This window comes from Leucobacter allii (genome assembly GCF_022919155.1).
Taxonomy (GTDB): Bacteria; Actinomycetota; Actinomycetes; order Actinomycetales; family Microbacteriaceae; genus Leucobacter; species Leucobacter allii.
Map to the genome: position 1 here is coordinate 782954 of NZ_CP095045.1, position 23698 is coordinate 806651.

26 protein-coding genes are annotated in these 23698 nt (G+C 73.0%); 12 read left to right on the top strand and 14 right to left on the bottom strand.

Translation table 11 applies throughout. The features are described 5' to 3' along the window. Positions 1 to 89 precede the first annotated feature (89 nt). The 6 genes from kduI to MUN78_RS03515 all read right to left on the bottom strand — a co-directional run bounded on the left by kduI (position 90) and on the right by MUN78_RS03515 (position 6445). Complete coding sequence (gene kduI, locus MUN78_RS03490; RefSeq protein WP_244728840.1) at positions 90 to 917, bottom strand: 5-dehydro-4-deoxy-D-glucuronate isomerase; 828 nt, start codon at positions 915 to 917, stop codon at positions 90 to 92. 37 nt (positions 918 to 954) lie between these two features. Then, positions 955 to 1920, bottom strand: coding sequence for a 2-hydroxyacid dehydrogenase (locus tag MUN78_RS03495; RefSeq protein WP_244728842.1), 966 nt, complete (start codon positions 1918 to 1920; stop codon positions 955 to 957). Positions 1921 to 1984: 64 nt separating this feature from the next. Beyond that, on the bottom strand, positions 1985 to 3094 hold the full coding sequence (locus MUN78_RS03500; protein ID WP_244728843.1) for an extracellular solute-binding protein: 1110 nt from the start codon (positions 3092 to 3094) through the stop codon (positions 1985 to 1987). A 66-nt stretch (positions 3095 to 3160) separates the two neighbouring features. Beyond that, the gene (locus tag MUN78_RS03505; RefSeq protein ID WP_244728845.1) at positions 3161 to 4276 is read right to left on the bottom strand and encodes an ABC transporter ATP-binding protein; all 1116 of its coding nucleotides are present in this window, start codon (positions 4274 to 4276) and stop codon (positions 3161 to 3163) included. Positions 4277 to 4284: 8 nt separating this feature from the next. Next, complete coding sequence (locus MUN78_RS03510; protein WP_244728846.1) at positions 4285 to 6033, bottom strand: ABC transporter permease; 1749 nt, start codon at positions 6031 to 6033, stop codon at positions 4285 to 4287. Between the two features lie 34 nt (positions 6034 to 6067). Next, a complete protein-coding gene (locus tag MUN78_RS03515; protein WP_244728848.1) occupies positions 6068 to 6445 on the bottom strand; it encodes a cupin domain-containing protein in 378 nt (125 codons plus the stop codon). Positions 6446 to 6649: 204 nt separating this feature from the next. Between MUN78_RS03515 and MUN78_RS03520 the strand changes: the two genes are divergently transcribed. From MUN78_RS03520 to MUN78_RS03540, 5 genes are all read left to right on the top strand, one after another. After that, positions 6650 to 7468, top strand: a complete 819-nt coding sequence (locus MUN78_RS03520; protein WP_244728850.1) for an IclR family transcriptional regulator — start codon at positions 6650 to 6652, stop codon at positions 7466 to 7468. 87 nt (positions 7469 to 7555) lie between these two features. Beyond that, entirely contained in the window at positions 7556 to 8560 is a 1005-nt protein-coding gene (locus tag MUN78_RS03525) for a C-terminal binding protein (RefSeq protein ID WP_244728852.1), read from the top strand. Continuing rightward, positions 8550 to 9302, top strand: a complete 753-nt coding sequence (locus MUN78_RS03530; RefSeq protein WP_244728854.1) for an SDR family oxidoreductase — start codon at positions 8550 to 8552, stop codon at positions 9300 to 9302. Before MUN78_RS03525 ends, MUN78_RS03530 begins: the two co-directional genes overlap by 11 nt. Continuing rightward, the gene (locus MUN78_RS03535; RefSeq protein WP_244693203.1) at positions 9299 to 9958 is read left to right on the top strand and encodes a bifunctional 4-hydroxy-2-oxoglutarate aldolase/2-dehydro-3-deoxy-phosphogluconate aldolase; all 660 of its coding nucleotides are present in this window, start codon (positions 9299 to 9301) and stop codon (positions 9956 to 9958) included. The genes MUN78_RS03530 and MUN78_RS03535 overlap by 4 nt, the downstream gene beginning before the upstream one ends. After that, positions 9955 to 10911 carry a sugar kinase gene (locus MUN78_RS03540; RefSeq protein ID WP_244728856.1) on the top strand — a complete coding sequence of 319 codons (957 nt, stop codon included), beginning with the start codon at positions 9955 to 9957 and terminating at the stop codon, positions 10909 to 10911. Before MUN78_RS03535 ends, MUN78_RS03540 begins: the two co-directional genes overlap by 4 nt. Positions 10912 to 10937: 26 nt before the next feature. Here the strand turns inward: MUN78_RS03540 and MUN78_RS03545 are convergent, their stop codons facing one another. Continuing rightward, positions 10938 to 11618 carry a lysophospholipid acyltransferase family protein gene (locus tag MUN78_RS03545; RefSeq protein ID WP_244728858.1) on the bottom strand — a complete coding sequence of 227 codons (681 nt, stop codon included), beginning with the start codon at positions 11616 to 11618 and terminating at the stop codon, positions 10938 to 10940. A gap of 142 nt (positions 11619 to 11760) precedes the next feature. Between MUN78_RS03545 and MUN78_RS03550 the strand changes: the two genes are divergently transcribed. From MUN78_RS03550 to MUN78_RS03570, 5 genes are read left to right on the top strand one after another with little or no spacing between them, the layout of a single operon-like run. After that, positions 11761 to 12573 (top strand): ABC transporter ATP-binding protein, encoded by an 813-nt coding sequence (locus MUN78_RS03550; RefSeq protein ID WP_244728860.1) that lies wholly within the window; start codon positions 11761 to 11763, stop codon positions 12571 to 12573. Continuing rightward, positions 12570 to 13331, top strand: a complete 762-nt coding sequence (locus MUN78_RS03555) for an ABC transporter permease (RefSeq protein ID WP_244728862.1) — start codon at positions 12570 to 12572, stop codon at positions 13329 to 13331. The genes MUN78_RS03550 and MUN78_RS03555 overlap by 4 nt, the downstream gene beginning before the upstream one ends. Then, positions 13328 to 13987, top strand: coding sequence for an ABC transporter permease (locus MUN78_RS03560; protein ID WP_244693211.1), 660 nt, complete (start codon positions 13328 to 13330; stop codon positions 13985 to 13987). The genes MUN78_RS03555 and MUN78_RS03560 overlap by 4 nt, the downstream gene beginning before the upstream one ends. Before the next feature lie 11 nt (positions 13988 to 13998). Further along, the gene (locus MUN78_RS03565; protein WP_244728864.1) at positions 13999 to 14976 is read left to right on the top strand and encodes an ABC transporter substrate-binding protein; all 978 of its coding nucleotides are present in this window, start codon (positions 13999 to 14001) and stop codon (positions 14974 to 14976) included. Between the two features lie 60 nt (positions 14977 to 15036). Next, positions 15037 to 16479 (top strand): mycothione reductase, encoded by a 1443-nt coding sequence (locus tag MUN78_RS03570; RefSeq protein ID WP_244693215.1) that lies wholly within the window; start codon positions 15037 to 15039, stop codon positions 16477 to 16479. A gap of 54 nt (positions 16480 to 16533) precedes the next feature. Here the strand turns inward: MUN78_RS03570 and MUN78_RS03575 are convergent, their stop codons facing one another. Both MUN78_RS03575 and MUN78_RS03580 read right to left on the bottom strand, forming a co-directional pair. Continuing rightward, positions 16534 to 16962 carry an NUDIX hydrolase gene (locus MUN78_RS03575; protein ID WP_346730608.1) on the bottom strand — a complete coding sequence of 143 codons (429 nt, stop codon included), beginning with the start codon at positions 16960 to 16962 and terminating at the stop codon, positions 16534 to 16536. After that, positions 16959 to 17735, bottom strand: coding sequence for a M15 family metallopeptidase (locus MUN78_RS03580; protein WP_244728865.1), 777 nt, complete (start codon positions 17733 to 17735; stop codon positions 16959 to 16961). The genes MUN78_RS03575 and MUN78_RS03580 overlap by 4 nt, the downstream gene beginning before the upstream one ends. Positions 17736 to 17784: 49 nt before the next feature. Between MUN78_RS03580 and MUN78_RS03585 the strand changes: the two genes are divergently transcribed. Then, positions 17785 to 19074 (top strand): CapA family protein, encoded by a 1290-nt coding sequence (locus tag MUN78_RS03585; protein ID WP_244728867.1) that lies wholly within the window; start codon positions 17785 to 17787, stop codon positions 19072 to 19074. Positions 19075 to 19095: 21 nt separating this feature from the next. Here the strand turns inward: MUN78_RS03585 and MUN78_RS03590 are convergent, their stop codons facing one another. Then, positions 19096 to 19968 (bottom strand): carbon-nitrogen family hydrolase, encoded by an 873-nt coding sequence (locus tag MUN78_RS03590; protein ID WP_244728869.1) that lies wholly within the window; start codon positions 19966 to 19968, stop codon positions 19096 to 19098. A gap of 172 nt (positions 19969 to 20140) precedes the next feature. Between MUN78_RS03590 and MUN78_RS03595 the strand changes: the two genes are divergently transcribed. Continuing rightward, positions 20141 to 20734 carry an NUDIX hydrolase family protein gene (locus MUN78_RS03595; protein WP_244693221.1) on the top strand — a complete coding sequence of 198 codons (594 nt, stop codon included), beginning with the start codon at positions 20141 to 20143 and terminating at the stop codon, positions 20732 to 20734. A gap of 404 nt (positions 20735 to 21138) precedes the next feature. Here MUN78_RS03595 and MUN78_RS03600 read toward each other — a convergent pair whose 3' ends face one another. From MUN78_RS03600 to MUN78_RS03615, 4 genes are all read right to left on the bottom strand, one after another. Further along, the gene (locus tag MUN78_RS03600) at positions 21139 to 21603 is read right to left on the bottom strand and encodes a SprT-like domain-containing protein (protein ID WP_244728871.1); all 465 of its coding nucleotides are present in this window, start codon (positions 21601 to 21603) and stop codon (positions 21139 to 21141) included. Then, positions 21596 to 22507 carry a spermidine synthase gene (locus MUN78_RS03605; RefSeq protein ID WP_244728873.1) on the bottom strand — a complete coding sequence of 304 codons (912 nt, stop codon included), beginning with the start codon at positions 22505 to 22507 and terminating at the stop codon, positions 21596 to 21598. Before MUN78_RS03605 ends, MUN78_RS03600 begins: the two co-directional genes overlap by 8 nt. A gap of 2 nt (positions 22508 to 22509) precedes the next feature. Beyond that, positions 22510 to 22806 (bottom strand): glutaredoxin domain-containing protein, encoded by a 297-nt coding sequence (locus tag MUN78_RS03610; RefSeq protein ID WP_244693226.1) that lies wholly within the window; start codon positions 22804 to 22806, stop codon positions 22510 to 22512. A 79-nt stretch (positions 22807 to 22885) separates the two neighbouring features. Next, entirely contained in the window at positions 22886 to 23593 is a 708-nt protein-coding gene (locus MUN78_RS03615) for a phosphatase PAP2 family protein (RefSeq protein WP_244728874.1), read from the bottom strand. Positions 23594 to 23698 lie beyond the last annotated feature (105 nt).

Here is a 23698-nt window from a genome sequence, read left to right on the forward strand (position 1 = left end):
CTGCTGGGGATCGCGGACGGCCGTCGACGCGGCGATGCCCCGGACGCGCACGCGCATCCGGGGCATCGACGGTCCCCGATCCGGACGGCTCAGATCTGAGGCACGGCGATCTGATCCATGTCGGCGAAGGACTGGTTCTCGCCCGCCATCACCCAGAGGAAGGAGTAGTTGCTCGTGCCGGCGCCGAAGTGCATGGACCAGGCGGGGGAGATGACCACGTCGCCGTCCTGGAGCACGACGTGCCTGGTGCGCCCCGGCGTCCCCATGAAGTGGAAGAGCCGTTCGCCCTCGCCGAGCCCGAAGTAGAGGTACACCTCCGTGCGCCGATCGTGCGTGTGGGGCGGCATGCTGTTCCACACGTTGCCCTCGTGCGGGGACGTGATGCCGAGCACGAGCTGGCTGCTCGGGGCGCCGTCCTCGTGCAGGTGCTTGCGCACCGTGCGCTCGTTCGCGTGGAACTGCTCGCCGGTCTGGGTCGTGAGCGCCTCGGTCGCGGGGATGAGCTTCGTGGGGTGGGTGGCGTGCGAGATCGCCGAGGACAGGAAGAGGCGGGTGCCCTCGGCGTCCGCGGCGAAGGAGACCTCCCGGGATCCCTGCCCGACGTAGAGCACGTCCATCGCCCCGAGCGCGTGCGCGGTGCCGTCGACGACGACCGTCGCGGAGCCGCCGATGCAGGTGACCGCGAGCTCGCGCCGCTGGCAGAAGAACTCGGCCCGGAGATCCGCGTAGTTCTCGAGGACGAGCGGCGCCGCGCCGGGGCGGGGCTGCACGCCGCCGAGCACCATGCGGTCCTCGTGGCTGTAGACGGCCCTGACCTCGCCGGGGACGAACAGGTCGCTGATGACGAAGCGGGCGCGGAGCTCCTCGTCGGTCATCTTGACGAGCTCGTCGGGGTGCGTCGCGTGACGGATGTGCATGCTGTGGGGTTCCTTCGGTGGCTGCGGTGGGTGGGGGTCAGGAGCTGGTGACGACGTTGCGCGGCGCGCCGTCGGCGAAGGCGAGGATGTTCTCGCCCGCGATCTTGAAGACGTCGTCCGCCTCGTCGGTGTGGAAGCCGACGTGCGGGGTGAGGATGAGGTTTCGCTGCTCGAGCGGGAACTCGGAGAGCTCGGGCGGCTCCGAGGCGAAGACGTCGAGCCCGGCGCCGAAGAGGCGGCCGCGCTCCAGGAGCGCGCAGAGCGCGGCGGTGTCGAGGAGCTCGGCGCGAGCGGTGTTGATGACGATCGCGCGCTCGGGCAGGCGCTCGAGCAGCTCCGCCGAGATGATCCCCTCGGTCTCGGCGGTGTGGGTGAGGTGGAGGCTCACGGCGTCGCTCGTCTCGAAGAGCTCGGCGAGCGGGACGCGGCGACCGGGGAGTCCCGCCTCGATCTCGGGGCGCTCCGTGCGGTTCCAGTAGCGCACGTCCATGCCGAGCGCGTGCCCCATGCGGATCACCTCGCGCCCGATGGCGCCGGTGCCGACGACGCCGAGCGTGCGCCCGGCGAGCTTCAGGCCCTGCCGCTTCTCCCAATCGCCGGCCCGCACGATGGCGTCGGCCTCGGGGACGCGCCTGGCCACGGCGAACAGCAGGGCGATCGCGTGCTCGGCCACGCTGCGGCTCGCGAAGTCGGGGACGTTCGTTACCGTGATGCCGAGGGACTCGGCCTCCGCGACGTTCACGAAGCGGTGGGCTCCGGTGCCGACGAAGCTCACGAGCTTCAGGCCGGGCACGCTGCGGAGGAACGCCTCCGGGAGCGGGCCCTGGTCGCCGATGATGTAGACGCCGTCGTAGCCCTGGGCGCGGGCGATCGTCGCGTCGACGTCGGCGAAGCGCTCCTCGAACCAGTCGAGCTGATGGCCGCGCGCGGCCAGGGGGTCGATGACATCGCGCCGGACGATCGAGGCGTACTGCGCCTCCCCGTCGATGCAGACCAGTTTCATCGTGTTCCTCTCTCGGGTGGTGCGGGGCGGGGGAGCGATCCCCCGCCCCGCGGGTGCGGGTGGCCTACTCGGCGACCCAGCGGTTGAACAGATCGGTGAGTTCCGCGTTGTGCTCCTCGTAGTAGGCCGCGTCGAGCGCGATCGCGTTCGCGACGTTCTCGCCGACGGGGAGGAAGGGCTGCGCGGTCTCGGCGAAGTCCCCGACCTCGACGCCCGCGGTGGCGGCCGGGATCGGCGTGGGGACGCGGTCGCCGAAGGCGACCTGGCCGTCGACGTTCTCGATGACGCTCTTCAGCAGGTGCTGGGCGGCCTCCGGGTTCGGCGCGTCTGCGGGGATCGCCCAGACGCTGTTCGCGTAGCCCGCCTGATCCCAGCTCACGCCCATCGGGAAGCCGTTGTCCTGCTTCGCGGTGTAGGCGCGGTTCGCCCAGACGATGCCGAGGTCGCATGAGCCGTTCTCGAAGCTCTCGATCGACTGCGCACCGCTCGACCACCAGGTCACGTCGTCCTTGATGGTCTCCAGCTTGGCGAGCGCGCGATCGGTGTCGAGCGGGTAGAGCTCGTCGGCGGCCACGCCGTCGGCGAGGAGCGCGGACTCGAGCGTCCAGCCGTACTGCGGGTTGTTGAAGAGGCAGCGCTGGCCGGGGAAGGCCTCCGTATCGTAGAGATCCTCCCAGGTCTCGGGGTGCTCGCCGTCGGCGGGCCAGACGTCTTCGTTCCACGCGAGCACCATGCCGAAGGTGCCCACCTCGATGCCGGTGTCCGAATAGCTGCCCTCGACGAGCTGATCGACCGGCACGATGCTCGTGTCGATCTCCGCGAGGTAGCCGTTATCCGCGGCCGTCTGGGCGTCGCTCACCGAGGGGAGGAACACGAGGCTCCAGTCGACGGCGCCGTTCTGGGCTGCGGCGAAGAACTTCGTCGACGCCTCGTTGTAATCGTCGACGACGGTGACGCCGGTCTCCTCGGTGAAGTCGGCGAAGAGCGTCTCGTCGAGCCCCGTCCAGACGTCGCCGCCACTGGTGTCGTAGAACAGGATCTCGCCGGAGAGCGACGCCTCGCCCTCCTCGGCGGTGCCGCCGGCGTCGCCGCCGCCGGAGCAGGCGGTCAGCGCGAGCGCGCCGGTCAGGGTCAGCGCGCAGAGCGCGCCGGTCCGTGCAGTGAAGCCCTTCATCGGGTCCTCCTTGATGATCGATGGTGCAGGGGTGTGTTGCGGGGGTTGGGGTGTTGCGGGCCGGGGTCAGCCCGCGGGGAGGAGCACGGCCGCGCCTCGGCGCACGCTCATCACCGCGGACTCGCCGGCGTTCGGGATCCGCACCTCGTTGTCGAGGTCGACGAGGTACTGGCCGTGCTCGTCGGCCAGGCGTACGCGGATGGTCTGGCCGAAGAATCGGGCGTCGGTGACGCGGACCTCGGCCACCGGATGGAAGCCCTCGGGTGCCGACGCCGCGTCGGGGCTCAGTCGGATGTGCTCGGGGCGGATGCTGAGCCGGCAGAGCGATCCGCCCGCGAGCGCGGCGTTGCCGCGCGCGGGGACCGAGAAGCCGTTCGCCCGCACGACCGTGAGTTCCCCGTCGTGTCCGGCGACCTCCGCGGCGAAGGTGTTGGTCTCGCCGAGGAAGTTCGCGACGAAGCTGTCCCTGGGCGAGCCGTAGACCTCGGCCGGGGTGCCGACCTGGCGGATGTAGCCCGCCTCCATCACGCCCATGCGATCGGAGAGGATGTAGGCCTCCTCCTGGTCGTGCGTGACGTAGACGGCGGTCGTGTTCGACTCCTGTTGGATGCGGCGGATCTCGGCGCCGAGATCCTGCCGCAGGCGCCGATCGAGCGCCCCGAGCGGCTCGTCGAGGAGCAGCACGCGCGGGCGCTGGGCGAGCGCGCGGCCGAGGGCGACGCGCTGCTGCTGCCCGCCGGAGAGCTGCGCGGGGAAGCGGTCGGCCAGCGGCCCGAGTTCGACGAGCTCCAGCATCTCGTCGACGCGCTTGCGCAGCGCTTCCTTGCGCACCTTCCGGATCTTCAGCCCGAACGCGATGTTCTGAGCCACCGTGAGATGCGGGAAGAGCGCGTAGTTCTGGAAGACGAAGCCGATGTCGCGCTGCTGGGTCGGGAGCCGCGTCACGTCGACCCCGTCGATCGCGACGGTCCCCTCGTCGATGTCGATGAGGCCGGCGATGATGCGCAGGAGCGTGGTCTTGCCCGAGCCCGAGGGGCCGAGCAGGGTGAAGAACTCGCCGGCCTCGACGACGAGGTCGGTCTCGAAGAGGACGCGGGTGCCGTGGAAATCGCAGTTCACGCGATCGACGGTCACCTCGCCCCGCTTGGTGGCGGCCGATGCGTCAGCGAGGGGATTCGACATGGCGGTGCTCATTCCTTTCCGGCGGATGAGAGCTGGGCGCGGCTGCGACGCTGCGCGAGACGTTGGATGAGGATGACGAGGACGACGAGGATCGTCAGCAGCGCCGCGATCGCGGGCACCGTCGGCACGATGCCGCTCTCGAGGTACTGGTAGATGGTGACCGGCAGCGTCTTCACGGGGCCGGTCTGCAGGAACAGCGCGAGGACGACCTCGTCCCAGGAGGTGACGAAGGCGAGGCCGAAGGCGCCGAGGATCGCGGGCAGGATCCCGCGGGCGGTGACCTTCCAGAACGCCGCCGTGCGCGACGCCCCCATCGTCCATGCGGCGGTCTCGAGGTCGAGACCGCGCGAGGAGAGGGCGGTGTTGAGCATCGCGAACGCGAGGGGGAACGCGATGAGCGTGTGGGCGAGCACGAGCCCGGGGATCGTGCCGTCGAGGTCGAGCCTCAGCTCCACCGCGTAGATGCCGATCGCGAGGAGGATGGTCGGGGTGATCAGCGGCGCGAAGGCGATCCCCGAGAGGAAGATCTTCGTGCGCTCCGACTTCGCCGTCTGGACGACGCGCGCGAGATAGAGCGCGAGGGCCGTCGCCACGATGCCGGTGAGCAGCGCGACGAGCACGCTCCGCAGCGTCGGGCTGAGCCAGGTGGAGGTGGTGAGCACCTCGCCGTACCACTGCATCGTGAAGCCGCGCGGCGGGAAGACGACGGTCTTCGTCTCGCCGACGGAGAGCGGGAAGACGATGAGCACGGGCAGGATCAGCACGACGAGGGAGACCGCGGAGAGGATCCCCGTGACGATGGTGCTCGGTCCCCAGGTGAAGCGCTGCTCGGCGCTCACCCCCTTGGCCTGCACGCTGCCGAGGCCGGGGGCGGTGAAGCCGCCGCCGAAGCGGATGACCGCGATGTAGAGGAAGAGGGTCGCCACGAGGAGGACCACGCCGAGCGCCGAGGCGATGCCCCACTGGAAGAGGTCGATCTGCTGCTGGATGTACACCGCGACGGTCTGCTCCTGGGGGCCGCCGAGGATCGCCGGCACGATGAAGAAGCTCAGGGCGAGGATGAAGCACAGGAGTGCCGCGCTGAGGATCGAGGTGCGGATGAGCGGCAGGAAGACCTTGACGAACGTCTGCGTCCCCGACGCGCCGAGCGTCTTCGCCGCGAGCAGCACGTTGTGATCGACGCCCGACATGCCCGCGTAGAGGATCAGGATCATGTAGGGCAGCAGGTACATGACCGTGCCGACGAGCGTGCCTGCCTGCGTGTAGAGCAGGGAGAACTGCTCGCCTCCGAGGGACTGGGACGCCTGGCTGAGCAGGCCGTTCGGGCTGAGGATCGAGGTCACCGCGAACAGCCGCACCACGATCGAGACCTGGAAGGGGATGAGGATGGCGAGCAGCACGAGTCCCGCCGCGCGCTTGGGCAGCCGCGAGATGAAGTAGGCCGTCGGGAACCCGAGCGCGAAGGCGATGACGGTCGAGTTCACCGCGAGCACGACGGTGCGCCACTCGACGAGGTGGAGGAACTCGTCCTGCGCGATGGCGACGTAGTTGTCCCAGGTGAACGCGAAGGCCGACCAGTCGACGATGCCGTCGACGCTCACGCTGCGGAGCACGACGTCCAGCAGCGGCCAGACGAAGAAGATGAGGAAGAAGGCGATGACGCCGAGCCCGAGCGCGAGCTGCGGCGCCCGGCTCAGTTCGAAGACGGGGCGCTTCGGCCGGCGCACGGTGGGGATGCCGGTGGTGCGGGTGGTCATCGCTCGCCCCGTTCCCCGGCGCGATGGGGCGCGCTCATCGCGCAACCGCCGGCGTCGTGTCGGTGATCACGTAGACCTTCCTGACGGTCTCGACGACGTCCCAGACGACCTCGGAGCCGTCGGGGAGCGAGACGAACGCGTCCGGCTCGATCGCGACGACCTCGCCCGACTCCCGGGTGATGGTGCCGCGACCGGCCAGGAACACCATGAACTCCGAGATCCCCTGCTTCGTGGAGCGGAACGCACCAGGGGTCACCTCCCAGACGCCGATCTCGAGTCCCGGGGCCTCATGGAGGATGAGCTCGGACGTCTCGGGCGCGCCGGAAAGGATCCGGGCGGGGGCGGGACTCGGCCCGAGCTCGATCTCGGTCAGTCGGTCGCGGTCGTTCGGAGCGAACAGCGGTGCGGGCATCTCTGGCGGCCTTTCGGTGTGCGACCGCCGTCGATGGGATCGACACAGCGGCATTGCGAAATTTGAAACACTGTCTCATGATTGAAGATACGTTGTCAACGCCGTTCGCGAACTTGTAACACGGGCCGGTTCGTAGGATGGGGGCGACGGTGCGGTCGCGCATGCGGCCGCACCGTCGCCCATGATCGAAAGGGGTCGAAACGCATGAGCGAACGGGTCATCTCGTCGGGAGGGCTGACGTCGAGCGAGCGCGTCACGGGGACGCAGAGCCTGGAGAAGGCGATCGACGTGCTCGAGTTCATCGCCGGAGCGCCGCGGCCGGGGGTGACGCTCGCCGACTGCACGGGCGTGCTCGGCTTCAGCAAGGCGACCACCCAGCGCATGCTGCTCACCCTCACCCGGCGGAACCTGCTGCACTTCGACGAGGAGCTCGGGGTGTACTCGCTCGGCATGCTCACGGCCCGGCTCGGCTCGGAGTACCTGGGGCGCATCGACTACCGCCGCGTCGCGCTGCCCGCGCTGCGCGCGATCGTGGCGGAGACCGGCGAGACCGCACATCTCGGCATCCTCTCCGGGGCGGACGTCGTGTACATCGAGCTCGTCGACAGCCCGCAGCCGGTGCGGTTCTTCAGCAAGGTGGGGGACTCGATCCCGGCGTACGCCACGGCGATCGGCAAGGCGATCCTCGCCCACGTCCCCGAGGATCGCCTCCGCGAGCATCTGCCGGCGCAGCTCGTGGCCCGGACCGTGCGCACCATCACGGATCCCGAACGGCTGCGGGCCGATCTCGCGGAGGTGCGCGAACGCGGCTACGCGATCGACGACTCCGAGAATCGCGAAGGGATCGTCGGCTTCGCCGCGCCCATCTTCGATCACACGGGCGCGGCCTGCGCCGCGCTGAGCGTCGCCGGCCCGACCTCGCGGGTGTCGAGCGAGGCGGGGGAGCGCTTCGGCGGGCTCGTCGCGGAGTCGGCGCGCGGGGTGAGCCGGGCGCTCGGCGCCCCGGAGGCGCTGCTCGTCTAGGCGGACGCGCGGCGGCGCGGGAGCGGCGCTTTACGGGGATCGAATGTTATGAAATGATGTTTCAAAATTCGAGCCCCTGGAGGTAGCGTGACCCCCGAGATCCAGCCGACCGTGCTGATCACCGACTGCGACCACGGCGACGTCGCCATCGAGGAGCGCGTCGCCGCGCGGCTCGGCTACCGCCTCGTGACGGCGCAGTGCCGAGACGAGGACGAGGTGATCGCGGCCGGGCGCGCCGCGGGCGCGGTCGCGCTGCTCACGCAGTACGCGCCCGTCACCGAGCGGGTGCTCGCCGCGCTGCCCGCCGTGCGCGCGGTCGGGCGCTACGGCGTGGGCGTCGACACCGTGGACGTCGACGCGGCGTCCGCCCGGGGCGTCGCCGTCTGCAACGTGCCCGACTACGGGACGGAGGACGTGAGCGATCACGCCATCGCCCTCGCCCTCGCGCTGCTGCGCGGCCTCCCCGCGCTCGACGCCGGCCTGCGCAGCGGCGTCGCCTCGCTCGACCCCGTCAAGCCCCTGCATCGCTTCTCGGAGACGGTCTTCGGGGTGTTCGGGCTCGGTCTCATCGGCGAGGCCACCGCGCGCAAGGCGCGCGGGCTCGGCTTCACCGTGATCGGCGTCGATCCGCGCTTCGCCGCGGGGTCCACGAGTCCGTCCGGCACCGTCGTCGTGGGGGAGGACGAGCTCCTCGAGCGATCGCAGCTGCTCTCGCTCCACCTGCCGCTGCTGCCCCAGACGCACCATCTGATCGGCGCCGAGGCGCTCGGCCGGGCGCGGCGCGGAATCAAGCTCGTGAACACCTGCCGCGGCGGGGTCGTCGACACCGCCGCGCTCATCGCGGCACTCGACTCGGGCGCGGTCTCCGCGGCGGCGCTCGACGTGTTCGAGGTCGAACCGCTTCCCGCCGACAGCCGGCTGCGCGACTACCCGCAGGTGCTCCTCACCCCCCACGCCGCCTGGTACAGCGAGGAGTCCTTCGTCGAACTGAAGCGCCGTGCCATGGAGCAGATCCTCGAATTCTGCTCCGGGCTGTCGGCGACGAACGTCGTCAACGCCGCCGCGCTGCAGGAGGCCGCCGATGTTCGATGACGCGCTCGTCGGCCGCACGGCGGTCGTGACCGGGGCCTCCCAGGGCATCGGGGCGGCCGTCGCCTCGGTGCTCCTGCGCGCGGGCGCGGACGTCGTGGCGCTGCAGCGCTCGGCGCCGGCCGCGGACCTCGCCGCCGAGGCGGAACGGCTCGGACGCCGTCTCGCGCACCGGGCGGTGGATCTCGCGGACCCCGCTTCGATCGCCGCGACCGTCGAGGCCGTGAACGACGAGCACCGGGTCGACATCCTCGTGAACAACGCGGGCACGCAGATCCGCTCCGACGCCACGGAGTTCCCGATCGACGACTTCTCCCGGGTCATGCAGGTGAACGCCAACGCCGTGTTCCAGCTGAGCCAGGGCTTCGGGCGCGGCATGGTCGAGCGCGGCTCGGGCAAGATCGTCGCGCTCGCCTCGCTGCTCTCCTTCCAGGGCGGGCTCCGCGTGCCCGCCTACGCCGCCTCGAAGGGCGCCGTGGCGCAGCTCGTGAAGGCGCTCAGCAACGAGTGGGCCGGGCGCGGCGTGAACGTCAACGCGGTCGCCCCGGGCTACGTGGGCACCGAGATGAACGAGGCGCTCATCGCGGACCCCGAGCGGTACCGGCAGCTCAGCGAGCGCATCCCGGCCGCCCGCTGGGGGACGCCGGAGGACATCGCACGGGCGGTCGTCTTCCTCTGCACCCCCTACGCCGACTACATCCACGGCACGGTGCTCCCGGTCGACGGCGGATGGCTCGGACGATGAGCGACGCGACGCGGCTCCCGATCCCGGCCTCCCTGCGCCGCTCGCCGATCGTCGCCGTGCTCCGCGCTCGGCACGCCGCGGAGTACGCGCCCGTCGTCGAGGCGCTCGTCGCCGGCGGGGTGATCCACGTCGAGCTGACGCTGAGCACCGCAGGCGTGTTCGCGGAGATGTCGGGGCTGCGCGAGCGCTTCGGCTCGGCCGCCTCGATCGGCATCGGCACGATCACGTCGCGGTCGCAGGCCGAGCGCGCGATCGAGGCCGGCGCCGAGTACCTCGTCACCCCGGCGATGCTCCCCGAGGTGATCGCGGTCGCCCGCGCGGCCGGGATCCCCGTGTTCCCCGGCGGATTCACGCCGACTGAGCTCTTCACGGGCTGGGAGGCCGGGGCGACCGCCGTGAAGGTGTTCCCGGCGTCGCGGCTCGGCGCCGGCTACCTCACGGACCTGCGCGGCCCGTTCCCCGGCATCGAGGTGGTGCCCTCGGGCGGGCTCACGGTCGAGGACGCGGCGGCCTGGCTGCGCGCCGGGGCCTGCGCCGTCAGCCTCGGCGGCCCGCTGCTGCGCGACGCCTTCGACGGCGGCTCGCTCGGCGCGCTCACCGAGCGCGCGCGGGAGCTGGGCCGGACGATCTCCGAGCTCCGGGGAGCCGGGGCATGACGCGCGGGGCGAGCGGTCCGATCGTCACCCTGGGCGAGTCGATGGGCCTCCTCAGACAGGAGCGCCCCGGCCCCCTGCACGCGCAACGGCAGCTCGGCTTCGGCTTCGGCGGCGCGGAATCGAACGTCGCGATCGCGGCGAGTCGACTGGGCGCTCCCGCGGAGTGGATCGGGCGGCTCGGCGAGGACAGCGTCGGCGACCTCATCGAGCGCGAGCTGCGCGCCGAGGGCGTGACGCCGCGGGTGGTGCGCGATCCCGACGCCGCGACCGGGCTCATGCTCAAGGAGCGCCCGATCCCGGACACGTCCCGCGTCGTCTACTACCGGCGGAGCAGCGCGGGGTCGCGGCTCCGCCCCGAGGACGTCCCCGCCGGAGCGATCGAGCGGGCCGCGCTGCTGCACGTGACCGGGATCACCCCGGCGCTCTCCGCGAGCGCCTCCGCGACGGTCGACGCCGCGGTGGCGCGCGCCCGCGCCGCCGGGGTACCGGTGTCGCTCGACCTGAACTACCGCTCCGCCCTCTGGAGCGAGGGCGAGGCGGCCGAGCGCCTGCGCGCCCTCATCGCCGCGGCCGACATCGTCTTCGCGGGGGACGACGAGGCCGCGATCGTCGTGGGAGCGCGGCCGGTGCCCGAACTCGCGGCGGCGCTCGCCGAGCTCGGCCCCGCAGAGGTGGTCGTCAAGCTCGGGGCCAGGGGGTGCTTCGCGCGTATCGACGGCGCCGAGCACGAGCGCGCGGCGACGCCGGTGCGGGTCGTGGACACGGTGGGCGCGGGAGACGCGTTCGTCGGCGCGTACCTCGCGGAGCGCGTGTCCGGGGCGCCGGTGCCGCAGCGCCTGGACACCGCGATCCTCGCCGGCGCCTTCGCCTGCCTGCACCCGGGCGACTGGGAGGGACTGCCCACGCGCCGGGACCTCGAGCTCTGGCGACGGGCGGACCCCGTGCAGCGCTGATCCGGTGTCGCGACCGGCGGCCCGACTCAGGCCCCGCGGCCGCCCGCCGCGTGGTCGTCCGCGAGCTCCTGGCCCGTGAGCGCGGCGATGGCCGCCATGATGCGCTCGGTCGCCTCACGCCGGGCGCGTCCGCGCGGCAGCGCACCGAGATCGGCAAGGTCGAGCGGCGCGCCGAAGCGCACCTCCATGCGCGGGACGCGACCGGTCGCCGGGTCTCTGAGGGCGCGGTTCGTGCCGACGAGCCCCACGGGCACGACGGCCGCGCCGGTCTCGAGCGCCAGCCAGGCCGCGCCACCGCGGCCGCGGTAGAGCCGCCCGTCCCGGGAACGGCTGCCCTCCGGGAAGACGGCGAACACGTTCCCGGCCGCGAGCACCTCGCGACCGGCGTCGAGCGCGGCCTGCGCGGCGGAGGACGCCTCGCGGTGCACGGGCACGGCCCCGATGCTGCGGAAGAACCAGCCGCCGAGCCGCGAGGAGAAGAGCGAGGCCTTGGCGAGGAATTGCACTTTGCGCGGCGAGAAGGACGGGATGAGGATCGTGTCGATGCCCGAGAGGTGGTTGCTCGCGAGCAGCACGGGCCCGCGATCCGGCACGTGCTCGGCGCCGGAGATCCGCGGCCGGAAGCGCAGCCGGAGCAGCGGCCGGAGCACCGCCCGCCCGATCGTGAAGACGGGGCCGGGCCCGACGGGGGCGGGGGAGGAACGCACGGCTCGAGCCTAGCCGCAGCCGCGTCGCGACGACCCATATACGAAGACGTGCGGCGGGGCAAGGTCTTGCGGAGGGGCCCCGGTGCCGCGCTAGGGTGAATGGCCATGCCACGCCTGATCCGCGACCTCCGGGGGTACCGAGGTGATCGAGTTCGAACGGGTGTCCAAGGTGTATCCGGGAGGGTCCGAGGCCGTGCGGGAGTTCTCCTGCGTCGTCCCCTCGCACCGCACGGTCGTGCTCGTCGGATCCTCCGGCTCGGGGAAGACCACGCTGATGCGCATGGTGAACCGCATGGTCGATCCGACGGAGGGGCGCGTCCTCATCGACGGAGAGGACGTCCGCACGCGCGATCCGGTCGCCCTGCGCCGCTCCATCGGCTACGTCCTGCAGCAGGGCGGCCTGCTGCCGCACCGCACCGTGCTCGACAACGTCGCGACCGTCCCCGTGCTCATCGGCGCGCCGAAGCGGAGCGCGCGGATCGCCGCGGGCGAGCTCCTCGAGCGGGTCGGCCTCGATCCCGCCCTCGGCGCGCGCTACCCCGCCCAGCTCTCCGGCGGGCAGCAGCAGCGCGTCGGCGTCGCGCGGGCGCTCGCCGCCGATCCGAACATCCTGCTCATGGACGAGCCGTTCGGCGCCGTCGACCCGATCGTGCGCCGCGAGCTGCAACGGGAGCTGCTCCGGCTGCAGGCGGAGCTCGGCAAGACGATCCTCTTCGTCACGCACGACGTCGACGAGGCGTTCCTCCTCGGCGACGAGGTGGTGGTGCTCGAGGCCGGCGGACGGATCGCCCAGCGCGGCGCCCCGGCCGAGATCCTCGGCAGTCCCGCGAACGCCTTCGTCCGGGAGTTCGTGGGGGCGGAGCTGGCCGACCGGCGCCTGAGCGTCGCCGAGGTCGACGGACGGCGCATCGCCGTGGACGAGGCGGGCCGGCCGGTCGGGGTGCTCGCGCCGTGATCTGGCCGCTCGCCAACTGGGGGTTCGTCGCGGAGCTCGCGTGGGCGCACCTCCTGCTGAGCCTGCCGGCGATCGTGCTCAGCGTCGCGGTCGCGCTCCCGATCGGGCGCTTCGCGTTCCGTCGGCCGAGGATCGGCGGCCCGCTGCTGTCGCTCGCCACCCTCGCCTACGCGATCCCGGCGCTGCCGCTGCTCATCATCATCCCGGCGCTCATCGGCACGCCGCTGCGCTCCTGGCAGACGATGGTCGTCGTGCTCGGCGTGTACGGCGTGGCACTGCTCGTGCGCACCGTGTGCGACGCCTTCACCGCCGTCGATCCGGCGCTGCGCGAAGCGGCGGTCGCGATCGGCTACGCCCCGCGCGGCGTCTTCTGGAGGATCGACCTGCCCCTCGCGGTGCCGGTGCTGATCTCGGGCATCCGGGTCGTCACCGTCTCGACGATCAGCCTCGTGACGCTCGGCGCGCTCGTGGGCATCCCGAGCCTCGGCACGCTCCTCACCGACGGCTTCCAGCGCGGCATCGCCGCGGAGGTCTGGACCGGCGTCCTCGCGACCGTCGTGCTCGCGCTCGTGCTCGACGCCGCGGTGCTCGGGATCGGCCGGGCGCTGACGCCATGGACGCGCGCAGCCGCCGGTGCCGAATCGCGCGCAGCCGCCGGTGCCGAATCGCGCGCGGCCGCCGGTGCCGAGGCGCGTGCGGGATCCGGTGCCGAGGCGCCCGCGGCCGCCGGCGGGAGCAGCGGGGCGGAGCGGGGATGAACCTCTTCGCCGACGCCGTCGCCTGGCTCCTCGACCCCGCGCACTGGTCGGGCCCGGCCGGCGTTCCCCACCGGCTGCTCCAGCACCTCGGTCTCACCGCCCTCGCGCTCGGCATCGCCGCCGCCGTCGCGCTTCCCGCCGGCGCGCTCATCGGCCACACGCGGCGCGGCGCCGGCCTCGTCGGCGCGGCGACCGGCGCGGCGCGCGCGCTGCCGACGCTCGGCGTGCTCACGCTCTTCGGCCTGGCGCTCGGGATCGGCCTCGCGGCCCCGCTCCTGTCCCTCGTCCTGCTCGCGATCCCGTCCCTGCTCGCCGGGGCGTACGCCGGCGTGCGCGCCGTGGACCCCGGGGTGCCCGCCGCCGCCCGGGCCATCGGCTTCAGCCCCGCCCAGGTGCTGCTGCGCGTCGAGCTGCCGCTCGCCCTGCCGGTGATGATCGGCGGCGTGCGCGCGGCGACGCTCCAGCTCGTCTCGACCGCGACGCTCGCCGCCTACACCGCCGACGTCGGACTCGGCCGCTACCTCTTCGCCGGTCTGAAGTCCCGCGACTACCCGCAGATGCTCGCGGGCGCGGTCCTCGTTGTCGTGCTCACCCTCGTCCTCGAACTCCTGCTCGCCGCGTGCCAGCGCGCCGCAGCGCCCCGATCCACCCACTGAGAGGAACACCGATGCAGCTCCGTCGCCCCGTCCCCGTCGAGGATCGCCCGCGGGCGTCCCGCACGACCGCCCGTCGTCCCCGATCCGTCGTCCTCGCCGCGGGGGCCCTCGCCGTCGGCGCGGCCCTCGCGGGCTGCTCCGCCGCCGACCCGCTCGCCGAGACGGATGCGGCGGCCCCGGCGCAGGATGCGCCCATCGTCGTCGGGTCCCAGGACTACTACTCGAACGAGATCGTCGCCGAGCTCTACGCCCAGGCGCTCGAGGCCGAAGGCGCGGAGGTGGACCGGCAGTTCCGCATCGGGCAGCGCGAGGTCTATCTGCCCGAGATCGAGTCGGGGGCCATCGACCTCTTCCCCGAGTACAGCGGCAACCTCCTGCAGTACTTCGATGCCGAGACCGAGGCGCGGCTGCCCGACGACGTCTACGCCGAGCTCGCCGATGCGCTCCCCGACGGGCTGCGGGTGCTCGACCAGGCGTCGGCGACCGATCAGGACTCCTACGTCGTCACCCGGGAGTTTGCCGAGCAGTGGGACCTCGAGACGATCGAGGACCTCGGGAACGTCACCGTTCCGCTCACCTTCGGGGCGAACTCCGAGGGCGAGACGCGTCCCTACGGTCCGGCGGGGCTCGCGGAGGTCTACGGGATCGAGGGCGTGCGCTTCACCCCGATCGAGGACGGCGGGGGACCGCTCACGGTCAAGGCGCTGCAGGACGGCTCGGTGCAGCTCGCCGACATCTACACCTCGAGCCCCGCGATCGCCGAGCACGACTTCGTCGTCCTCGAGGACACGCGGGGCATCTTCCTCTCCTCGAACGTCGTGCCGCTCGCGAGTGAGCGCATCGACGGGGAGGCCGAGGCCGCGATCGACGCGGTGAGCGCGGCGCTGACCCCCGAGGAGCTCATCGCGCTCAACGCGCGCAGCGTCGAGGAGGAGCTTCCCGCGGCCGAGATCGCCGCCGACTGGCTCGCGGAGCAGGGCCTCGTCTGAGCCGCGGCCCGCCCATGGAGCCGTGCGCGGCGCCCGGGCGGGCTGCCCTACGATGGCGGCATGACGACTTCCTCGACCCTCGCCGCCGACCTCGCGATCATCGGATCGGGGTCGGGGAACTCCCTCCTGACGCCGTTCTGGGACGAGCGGCGGGTGGTGATCGCCGAGCAGGGCGTGTTCGGCGGCACCTGCCTCAATGTCGGCTGCATCCCGACGAAGATGTACGTCCGCCCCGCCGCGCTCGCGCGGAGCCCGGAGGAGGCGGCGCGGCTCGGCGTGACGCTGCGCACCGAGGCCGTCGACTGGCCGGCGATCCGCGACCGGATCTTCTCCCGGATCGACGCGATCTCCGCCGCGGGGGAGCGGTTCCGGCGCGACGAGCAGGAGCACGTCACGCTGCTCTCCCAGCGCGTCACGCTCACCGGCCCCCGCAGCTTCGAGGCGGCCGACGGGACCAGGGTCGAGGCCGAGCAGCTCGTGATCGCGGCGGGATCGCGCGCCGTGCTGCCCGAGATCCCCGGTATCGGGCTGCCGCAGGTGCACACCTCGGACACCGTCATGCGCCTGCCCGAGCTGCCGCGCCGCGTGCTCGTCATCGGCGGCGGATACATCGCCTGCGAGTTCGCCGGGGTGTTCTCCGGGCTCGGCGCCGAGGTGGTGCAGGTGCAGCGCGGGGAGCGCCTGCTCAGGCAGCTCGACGCCGACGTCTCGACCCGCTTCACCGCGGAGGCCGCGCGCCGTTGGGAGCTGCGGCTCGAGCGCACCGTCGCGCGGATCGACGCCGGCCCTGACGGCGGCGTGGTCGCATCCCTCGCCCGCCCCGACGGCTCGGACACCGCGGAGACGATCGCCGCGGACGTCGTGCTCGTGGCGCTCGGCCGGCGGCCGAACTCCGATCTCGTCGGCGCCGCCGAGGCGGGGCTCGACCTCCATCCGGATGGCCGGATCGCGGTGGACGCGGCGCAGCGGGTGCTCTCCGGCGGGCGTCCGGTGCCGGGGCTCTACGCCCTCGGCGACGTGTGCTCGGCCCACCAGCTCAAGCACGTCGCGAACCACGAGGCTAGGGTCGTCGCGCACAACCTCGAGCATCCCGGCGCCCTGCGCGAGGCGCGGCACGACGCGATCCCCGCGGCGGTCTTCTCGGATCCCGAGATCGCGGTCGTGGGCCTGACGGAGGCCGAGGCGGTGCGCGAGATCGGCGCCGAGCACGTGACGGTCAAGACCCAGCAGTACGGCGACACCGCGTACGGCTGGGCCATGGAGGACACGACGGGGATGTTCAAGGTCGTCGCCGACCGCCGCGACGGCCGCATCCTCGGCGCGCACGTCCTCGGCTATCAGGCCTCGAACCTCATCCAGGTCGTGGTCTCGGCGATGAGCTTCGGCATCGATGCGCACACGGCCGCGCGCGGGCAGTACTGGATCCACCCGGCGCTCATGGAGGTCGCGGAGAACGCGCTGCTCGGCCTCGACGTGCCGCAGGGGCCGCGGCCGCCGCTGTAGTCCGTCGGAGTCTGCCGCGGTCGCCCTCGCGCTCGGCGCCGCGGCGCCGGGCGGTCAGCGCGCGTCGCCGAGCGCCGGGAAGACGTGCTCGGTGTTCAGCGGAGCCATGTCGGGGCGCGGCAGCGAGGGATCTACCCACTCGAGGTGCTCGATCTCGGCGAGCGGCCGCGCGCGGAGCGCGCCGGGCACGAGCGGATGCTCGAAGACGGCCGCCTCGACGAGGTGATCGGGCTCGTTGGCCGCGGGCGAGCGGAACACGCCGAGCGCGACGAGCCGATCCCGGTCGAGCGCGATCCCGAGCTCCTCGCCGAACTCGCGCACGGCCGTGTCCCGCGGATCCTCGCCCGCCTCGTGCTTGCCGCCCGGGAGCATGAGCGACGCGGTGCCGCGCTTGCGGACATGGAGCACGTGCCCGGCGGCATCGCGCATCACGACCGCGCTGACCCGGATGACGCGCTCCGCGCCGGGCCCGCCCGTGCTCACGCGGCGTACCCCGGGGCCGCCGGAAGCCCGAAGAACTCCTCGAGCGTCGCGGTGCCCGTCGAACGCATCTCCTGCGCGAGCCCCGTCCCGACGTAGCGGAAGTGCCAGGGCTCCGGCATGAACCCGGTGACCTCCTGCTTCCCCGCCGGGTAGCGCACGATGAAGCCGTGCTCGGCGGCGTGCTCGGCGAGCCAGGAGCCCGCGGGCGTGTCCGCGAAGCACGCCGCGAGGTAGCAGTCGCCGTGGTCGTCGAGGTCGACCACGAGTCCCGTCTGGTGCTCGGAATGGCCCGGCCGCGCCGAGTAGGCGTCGGCGGCCTCCTGCCCGTCGCGGGCGACGTAGCCGTCGTAGAGGGACACCTGCGTCGCGTAGTCCCGGTAGGCGCTGATGATGCGCACGCCGTGCCCCTCGGCCGCCGCGGCCGCGATGAACGCCTCGACGGCGCGCGCGGCCTCCGCGCGCAGCGGCTGGGCGAACTCGTTCTCCACGCCCTCGGGCATCACGAGGTCGGCCGGGGCGAAGTCGACGGGGTCGAGCGGACGGAGCTTGTTGCTCACGACCCACACCGAGGCCGGGTCGTCGATCGAGTGCGCGGTCCGGTCGAACTCCGGGGCGGGCGCCGCCTCCGGCGTCGGTGTCGGGGCGCGACTCGGCTCCGGCGTCGCCGACGGGGCCGGAGCGGGATCCGGTTCGGGGGCGCAGCCGCTCAGGGCGAGGGTCGCGGCGCAGGCGAGGGCCGCGGCGCCGAGGAGTCGGCGGTGAGGTCGTGCCATGCCTTCATGCTAGCGGTGCGGGTGTCGGCGGCGGAGCTAGGCTGGTCGCATGGACGACGGCATCGGAACCGGTCGGCGGGCCCGGCGCGGCCTGCCCCGGCGCGCACGGCTCGCGATCACGCTCGGCGTGGCGGCGGCGCTCCTCCTCGGGGGAGGGATCGCCGCGGCGGCCGTCTGGGGCGGCTCGGGGCGGGACGACGGGGAGGCGCGGCCCGCTGCGACGCCCGACCCGACGGAATCGACGGGGCCGGCCGCGGCGTCGCCCGATCCGAGCGCGGAGCCGGCACCCGAGACCGAGGACGAGGCGATCCGCGTCATCGCGATGGGGGATATGCTGCCCCACGACTCGGTCAACGCGAACGCCCTCGGCGCAGACGGCGGCTACGACTACGGGCAGTTCTTCGCGGGCCTCGCCCCGCAGCTGGCCGATGCCGACGTGACCTTCTGCAACCAGGAGGTGCCGAGCGCCGGCGTCGACTTCGGCATCAGCGGGTACCCGACGTTCAACGCGCCCGCGGAGTTCGCCCGCGATCTGCACGAGGTCGTCGGCTGCGACCTCGTGAACACGGCGACCAACCACACGGCGGACCAGGGCGTCGAGGGCATCGCCGCCACCCGCGCCGTGTGGGACGGGCTCGGCCCGGTCGCGGTCGCAGGGGCCAACCGCAGCGCCGAGGAGCAGCGCACGGTCCCCGTCTTCGAGCAGGGCGGGGCGAGCTTCGCGCTCGTCTCCTTCGCGGAGTACTCGAACGCGCCGATCGACGGCGTGTCGCTCAACCTCATGGAGGACGACGCGCTCGTGTCCGAGCTCATGGCGCAGGCGCGCGAGGTCGCGGACGTCGTCATCGTCTCGGCGCACTGGGGCACGGAGGACTCCCACGAGGTGAACGATCAGCAGCGGGCCTTCGCGCAGCGCGTCGCGGATCTCGGGGCCGACGTGATCCTCGGCACCGGGCCGCACGTGCTGCAGCCCGCCGCGTGGCTGGATCGCGCCGACGGCGGGCGGACCCTCGTCTGGTACTCCCTCGGCAACATGCTCAACACGCAGCTCGGCCTGGATCAGCTCACCGGCGTGATCGCGGGCTTCGACGTCGTCCCCGACGGCGCCGGGGACTACGCGATCGAGCGTCCCACGGGGATCCTCACCTACATGCACTACGACTGGAGCGCCGAGGAAGAGGCGGCCGGCGACCTGCTCGCGCGGAGGAACCTCTCCCTCGGCCCGCTCGCCGGCGCGGGCGAGCGGCTCGCGAGCACGCGATTCGGCGTCACGCCGGAGCAGCAGATCGAGGCCTCGGCCGCGATCCTCGGCCCCGACGTCGAGATCCTCGCCGAGTAGCCGGCTCGGGCGCCGGGCGGCTCAGCGCGCGCTGAGCGGATCCGCCGAGAGCGCGCCGTAGTCCTCGGGGCTCAAGCGGTCCGCGATGACGGGGAACTCCGCCCGCACCTCGGCCACCCGGCCGGGATCGAGCTCGACGACGAGCACCTCTTCGCCGTCGCCGCACTCGGCCACGACCCGGCCCGAGGGATCGACGATCCGGCTGAAGCCGCCGAGGGGCACGCTCGATCCGTCCACGCCGCGCTGCTCGCCGCAGGCGTTGCAGGCGAGCACCCACATCTGGTGCTCGACGGCGCGGGCCTGCGTGAGCAGGCACCAGTGCTCGCGCCGCGCCGCGGGCCACGCGGCGGGCACCACCACCGCCTCCGCCCCGCGGGAGCTGAGCTCCTGCCACAGCCCCGGGAAGCGGAGGTCGTAGCAGGTGGTGCCGGCCATGCGGCCGAGCGGACCGTCGGCGATCCCGAGCGAGGCGCCCGGTGCGAGCAGCTCGGCCTCCAGCGACTGGTAGCCGAAGACGTGGATCTTGCGGTAGAGGTGCGCGATCTCGCCGTGCTCGTCGATGAGCACGGCCGTGTTGTGGAGCGCGCCGTTCTCGCCCCGTTCCACGAAGCTCCCGAGATGCACGGCGCTGCCGAGATCGCGGGCGACGCGGCGGCCCATCTCGACGGTCGGGCCCTCGAGGGTCTCGGCGAGCTCCGCATAGCGGTCGAAGGCGAAGTAGCCGGCGCTCCAGAGCTCGGGGAGCACGAAGAGATCGATCCCCGCATATCGGCGCAGCAGCGTCCCCACGCGCGCGATCCGCTCCTCCCGGGTCTCCTCGGCGGGGCTCGCGAGCTGCACGAGCGCGACGCGTCGGCTGCGCGGGAGGTCTGCGGGGACGGTCTGCGGGGCCATGCCCCCACCCTACGCGCTGCGCCCGAGCCCGCGCAGGGCGGGGCGTGCAGGGCGGGGCGTGCAGGGCGGGGCGTGCAGGGCGGGGCGTGCAGCCGCGACGGGGGAGGGTGGGGCAGAATGGCACGTGAGGGGGCGGTCGCCTCCCGCCACGGGTCCGCGAGGAGGGGCTTGCATGAACATCGACACGGCTGAGCTCCCCGATCCCGACGATGCCGAGGACCGCCCCGCACCCGCCGACCGGCCCGCGCCCGCGGGCAATCCCGGCTGGCTGAGCGAGGACGAGCTGCAGTTCGTGCGTGGCCGGCTCCCCGTCGTGTACGTCGAGGCCGTGCCGGTGCGCCTCGACGGGCTCGGTCAGGTCGTCGAGGTCGGCCTGCTGCTGCGCGGCACCCCGGACGGCGTGATGACCCGCGCGCTCGTCTCGGGTCGCGTGCGCTACGGGGAGACGCTGCGCGAGGCGCTCTTCCGGCACCTCGAGAACGACCTCGGGCCGATGGCCTTCCCCCAGATGCCGACGACGATGTGCCCGGTGCAGGTCGCCGAGTACTTCCCGATGCCCGGCATTACGCCGTACGTCGACGACCGGCAGCACGCAGTGTCGCTCGTCTACGTGGTGCCGGTCACGGGCGCCTGCGACCCGCGCCAGGACGCGCTCGAGGTGACGTGGATGGCGCCGGAGGAGGCGCTCTCGCCCGAAACGCTCGACGAGCTGCCCGGCGGCCGCGGCACGCTGCTGCGCCAGGCGCTCTCCGCCGTCGGCTGCTGACCCGGCCTCGGCGGCGCCTGCTTCGGTGAGCGATGCGGCTGACCTGATGCGGCTTCGGTGAGCGATGCGGTCTCGGTGAGCCCGGATTGGCCGAATCGCTCCCACGGAAGCCGCATCGCTCACCGAAGCCCCGCCCGCCTCTCCGCCGGGACGAACGATCCGGGTCGATCCAGCAGGGTGCGCGCGATCGGCACCGTGCCGAAGCGACCCGGATCGGGCGGATGCACACCGGACGATGCCGAAGCGATCCCGATCGGGCGGATGTACGCCGGACGGTGCCGAAGCGATCCGGATCGGGTGCGTACCCGCGCTGGATCTCAGGAACCGGGGCACCTGGAGCGTCCCCTGCCGACTCGCCCGAGGATCGTCGCCGGTCCGCGAGCGGCTCGAGCCGACCGCACGGCTCAGTCGCGGCGCCGCCAGGCGATGAGGTGTGCGCGGGAGAAGCCTCGGGAGCACTTCGCGCACGAGGACTCGCGGCTCGGCCGCCGGAAGCGGAAGTGCTCGTGGCCGGCGGGGCAGCGCCCCACCCATGGCGCGCGCTCGTGCGCGATCTCGCCGTCGTGCGTCCGGCCGCCGACGTATCCGATCTCGGCCGCCGTGCGCTGCCAGACCGGGCCGTGGCCCGCCTCGGGCCCGGCGAGCGCGTGGGCCACCTCGTGCAGGAGCACCTGGTGGATCTCGTCGTCCGAGAACTTCGCCGCGAGGTACCGGGAGACGGTGATGCGCCGCTCGGTGTAGTTGCACAGCCCCGCGCGTCGCTTCGCGTGGTCGAATCCGAAGGACCAGCGTGCGCTCCCCGGCCCGGGATCGAGGTGCATCCGGAGCAGCGCCTCCGCCCAGACGCGCACCCGCGCCAGTTCAGCCACGTTCGAAGAGCTCCTGCGCGGGCGCCGGAGAGTCCACCGCGTTCGCGTCGGTGACCGGCGCCGCGCCGCGGATGAATTCCGCGAGCTCCCGGCCCGCGAGCATGCGCGCGGGGTGCGGTCCGCCGGCGAGGAGCCGCGGCAGCCAGTCGAGGCCCTCGAGCGCGGCGCGTCGGTCCGCGCTGCGGTCCGCGTGGCCCTGCCCACCGTGCGCGTCGGAGCGGGCCCCCGACGCGACGAAGACCACGTTGCCGAAGCGGCGGCCCTTGAGCACCTGCGGCTCGGCGATCGCGGCGACGGCGTCGAAGCACGCGGCGAGCGTGGCGGCCTGGCCGCGCACGAAGGGCAGGCCGGGGCCGTCTGCGGCGTTCACGACGACGACGCCGTCGGGGGCGAGGAACGGCAGCACCTCCGTGTAGAACTCGATGCTCGACACGTGCGCGGGGGTGCGGGCGCCGGCGAAGACGTCCACGACGACGAGGTCCATCGCGCCCCGCATGCCCTCGGGGAGCCGGCCGAGCACGGCGCGCGCGTCGCCCCGGCGCACGCGAATGCTCGCCCGTGCCGGCAGCGGCGCGGCCGCGCGGACGAGGTCGACAAGGGCCCCCTCGAGCTCCACGACCTGCTGGCGACTGCCCGGACGCGTGGCCTCGATGTAGCGGGGCAGCGTGAACGCGCCGCCGCCGAGGTGCAGCGCCGAGATTGGGCGCCCGGGCTCGCGGAACAGATCGATGACGTGGCCGATGCGACGGATGTACTCGAAGAACAGTTCGCCGGGGTCGCGCAGATTCACGTGGGACTGCGGGGTGCCGTCGACGAGCAGCTGGATCGCGCCGGGCACCCAGCGGTCCTCTTCGATCTCGGCCGTGAGCCCCGAGGAGAGCGTCACGGGATCGGGGAGTCGCATCGTCACGATCCGTCGCGGCCGAGGCCGAGCTCGGCGATCTTGCGCAGCATGTCCGCGTTGGACGGTTCGACCTGATGGCTGCGGTCGGGGTAGACGATCACGGGGATGTTGGTGCGGCCGCTGATGTCCCGGGCGACCTCCGCGGCCTCGGGTTCGCGCACGAGGTCGATGTAGCGGTACGGGGCGCCCGAGCGGTCGAAGACGAGCTTCGCTCGGCGGCAGTCGCCGCACCAGTCCGCGCCGAAGATGAGGGTCTCGGGGGCGACGGGGCCGGGTGCCGCGGGCGACTGCTCGTTCATGCCTCCAGCCTACGCGCCGCCGACGACACCGGAATCGCGGGCATCGCGGGCATCGCGGCCATCGCAGGCATCGCCGGCATCACCGCGGAGCCGCTCGCGCGGTGCGGCCGCGCGGCGCGGCCGCCCGACCGCCGCCGAACCAGAGACGGCGCGCGAGCACCGCGGCGCTCGCGCCGAGGATCGCGCCGGCGACCGTGTCGCTCAGCCAGTGCACGTGGAGCGCCGTCCGGCTCCACATCATGAGCAGCATCCATCCGAGCGCCGCGAGCGCGACGGCGCGCTCCGCTCGGCGTCCCAGCCGCTCCGAACCCAGAGCCACGAGCGCGGCGGACACCGCGAGCGCCGCCGCTCCCATCGAGTGGCCCGAGGGGTAGGAGGTGCCGTGGCTCTCGTAGAGCTGGTCCCAGGGGCGGGGCCGGAGCACGAGCGACTTCCCGAGTTCCGAGAGGAGCACGCCGAGCAGCGCCGCGGTCGCGATCGCCGCGGCGTCCCGTGGGCGGCGCAGCGCGCAGCAGAGCGCGGCCGCGATGCCCGCACACGCCGCGGCTCCGGCGCCGCCGCCGAGCTGCGCGAGGAAGACGGCGATCGCGGAGGCCGGTGAGCCGGGGGAGACCGAGGCGACGCCGTGCCACCACTCGTCGACGGGAAGCGGTCCCGGGTGCGTCAGGCGGAGGACGGCGCCGAACGCCGCCACCGCGACGAGGCCGAGCACGGCGGCGCCGACGGCGATGCCCGACGGCCCGGAGCGGTCGGAGCGGTCGCGGAGCGGTGCGGCGGATCTCCCCATCCCGATACGCTAGCGAAGCCGCCTGAGCGGCACGCCGTTGCGCGCGCAGCGGTCATCCAGGATGCGCTGGACAGACGATAACGATGGTGTTACAGTTGATAGTTG

What these genes read in the sequence shown, in the direction of transcription:
- kduI (WP_244728840.1), bottom strand. Translation starts at nt 917, where the DNA reads ATGCACATCCGTCACGCGACGCACCCCGACGAGCTCGTCAAGATGACC.
- MUN78_RS03495 (WP_244728842.1), bottom strand. Translation starts at nt 1,920, where the DNA reads ATGAAACTGGTCTGCATCGACGGGGAGGCGCAGTACGCCTCGATCGTC.
- MUN78_RS03500 (WP_244728843.1), bottom strand. Translation starts at nt 3,094, where the DNA reads ATGAAGGGCTTCACTGCACGGACCGGCGCGCTCTGCGCGCTGACCCTG.
- MUN78_RS03505 (WP_244728845.1), bottom strand. Translation starts at nt 4,276, where the DNA reads ATGTCGAATCCCCTCGCTGACGCATCGGCCGCCACCAAGCGGGGCGAG.
- MUN78_RS03510 (WP_244728846.1), bottom strand. Translation starts at nt 6,033, where the DNA reads ATGACCACCCGCACCACCGGCATCCCCACCGTGCGCCGGCCGAAGCGC.
- MUN78_RS03515 (WP_244728848.1), bottom strand. Translation starts at nt 6,445, where the DNA reads ATGCCCGCACCGCTGTTCGCTCCGAACGACCGCGACCGACTGACCGAG.
- MUN78_RS03520 (WP_244728850.1), top strand. Translation starts at nt 6,650, where the DNA reads ATGAGCGAACGGGTCATCTCGTCGGGAGGGCTGACGTCGAGCGAGCGC.
- MUN78_RS03530 (WP_244728854.1), top strand. Translation starts at nt 8,550, where the DNA reads ATGTTCGATGACGCGCTCGTCGGCCGCACGGCGGTCGTGACCGGGGCC.
- MUN78_RS03535 (WP_244693203.1), top strand. Translation starts at nt 9,299, where the DNA reads ATGAGCGACGCGACGCGGCTCCCGATCCCGGCCTCCCTGCGCCGCTCG.
- MUN78_RS03540 (WP_244728856.1), top strand. Translation starts at nt 9,955, where the DNA reads ATGACGCGCGGGGCGAGCGGTCCGATCGTCACCCTGGGCGAGTCGATG.
- MUN78_RS03560 (WP_244693211.1), top strand. Translation starts at nt 13,328, where the DNA reads ATGAACCTCTTCGCCGACGCCGTCGCCTGGCTCCTCGACCCCGCGCAC.
- MUN78_RS03565 (WP_244728864.1), top strand. Translation starts at nt 13,999, where the DNA reads ATGCAGCTCCGTCGCCCCGTCCCCGTCGAGGATCGCCCGCGGGCGTCC.
- MUN78_RS03570 (WP_244693215.1), top strand. Translation starts at nt 15,037, where the DNA reads ATGACGACTTCCTCGACCCTCGCCGCCGACCTCGCGATCATCGGATCG.
- MUN78_RS03580 (WP_244728865.1), bottom strand. Translation starts at nt 17,735, where the DNA reads ATGGCACGACCTCACCGCCGACTCCTCGGCGCCGCGGCCCTCGCCTGC.
- MUN78_RS03585 (WP_244728867.1), top strand. Translation starts at nt 17,785, where the DNA reads ATGGACGACGGCATCGGAACCGGTCGGCGGGCCCGGCGCGGCCTGCCC.
- MUN78_RS03590 (WP_244728869.1), bottom strand. Translation starts at nt 19,968, where the DNA reads ATGGCCCCGCAGACCGTCCCCGCAGACCTCCCGCGCAGCCGACGCGTC.
- MUN78_RS03595 (WP_244693221.1), top strand. Translation starts at nt 20,141, where the DNA reads ATGAACATCGACACGGCTGAGCTCCCCGATCCCGACGATGCCGAGGAC.
- MUN78_RS03605 (WP_244728873.1), bottom strand. Translation starts at nt 22,507, where the DNA reads ATGCGACTCCCCGATCCCGTGACGCTCTCCTCGGGGCTCACGGCCGAG.
- MUN78_RS03610 (WP_244693226.1), bottom strand. Translation starts at nt 22,806, where the DNA reads ATGAACGAGCAGTCGCCCGCGGCACCCGGCCCCGTCGCCCCCGAGACC.
- MUN78_RS03615 (WP_244728874.1), bottom strand. Translation starts at nt 23,593, where the DNA reads ATGGGGAGATCCGCCGCACCGCTCCGCGACCGCTCCGACCGCTCCGGG.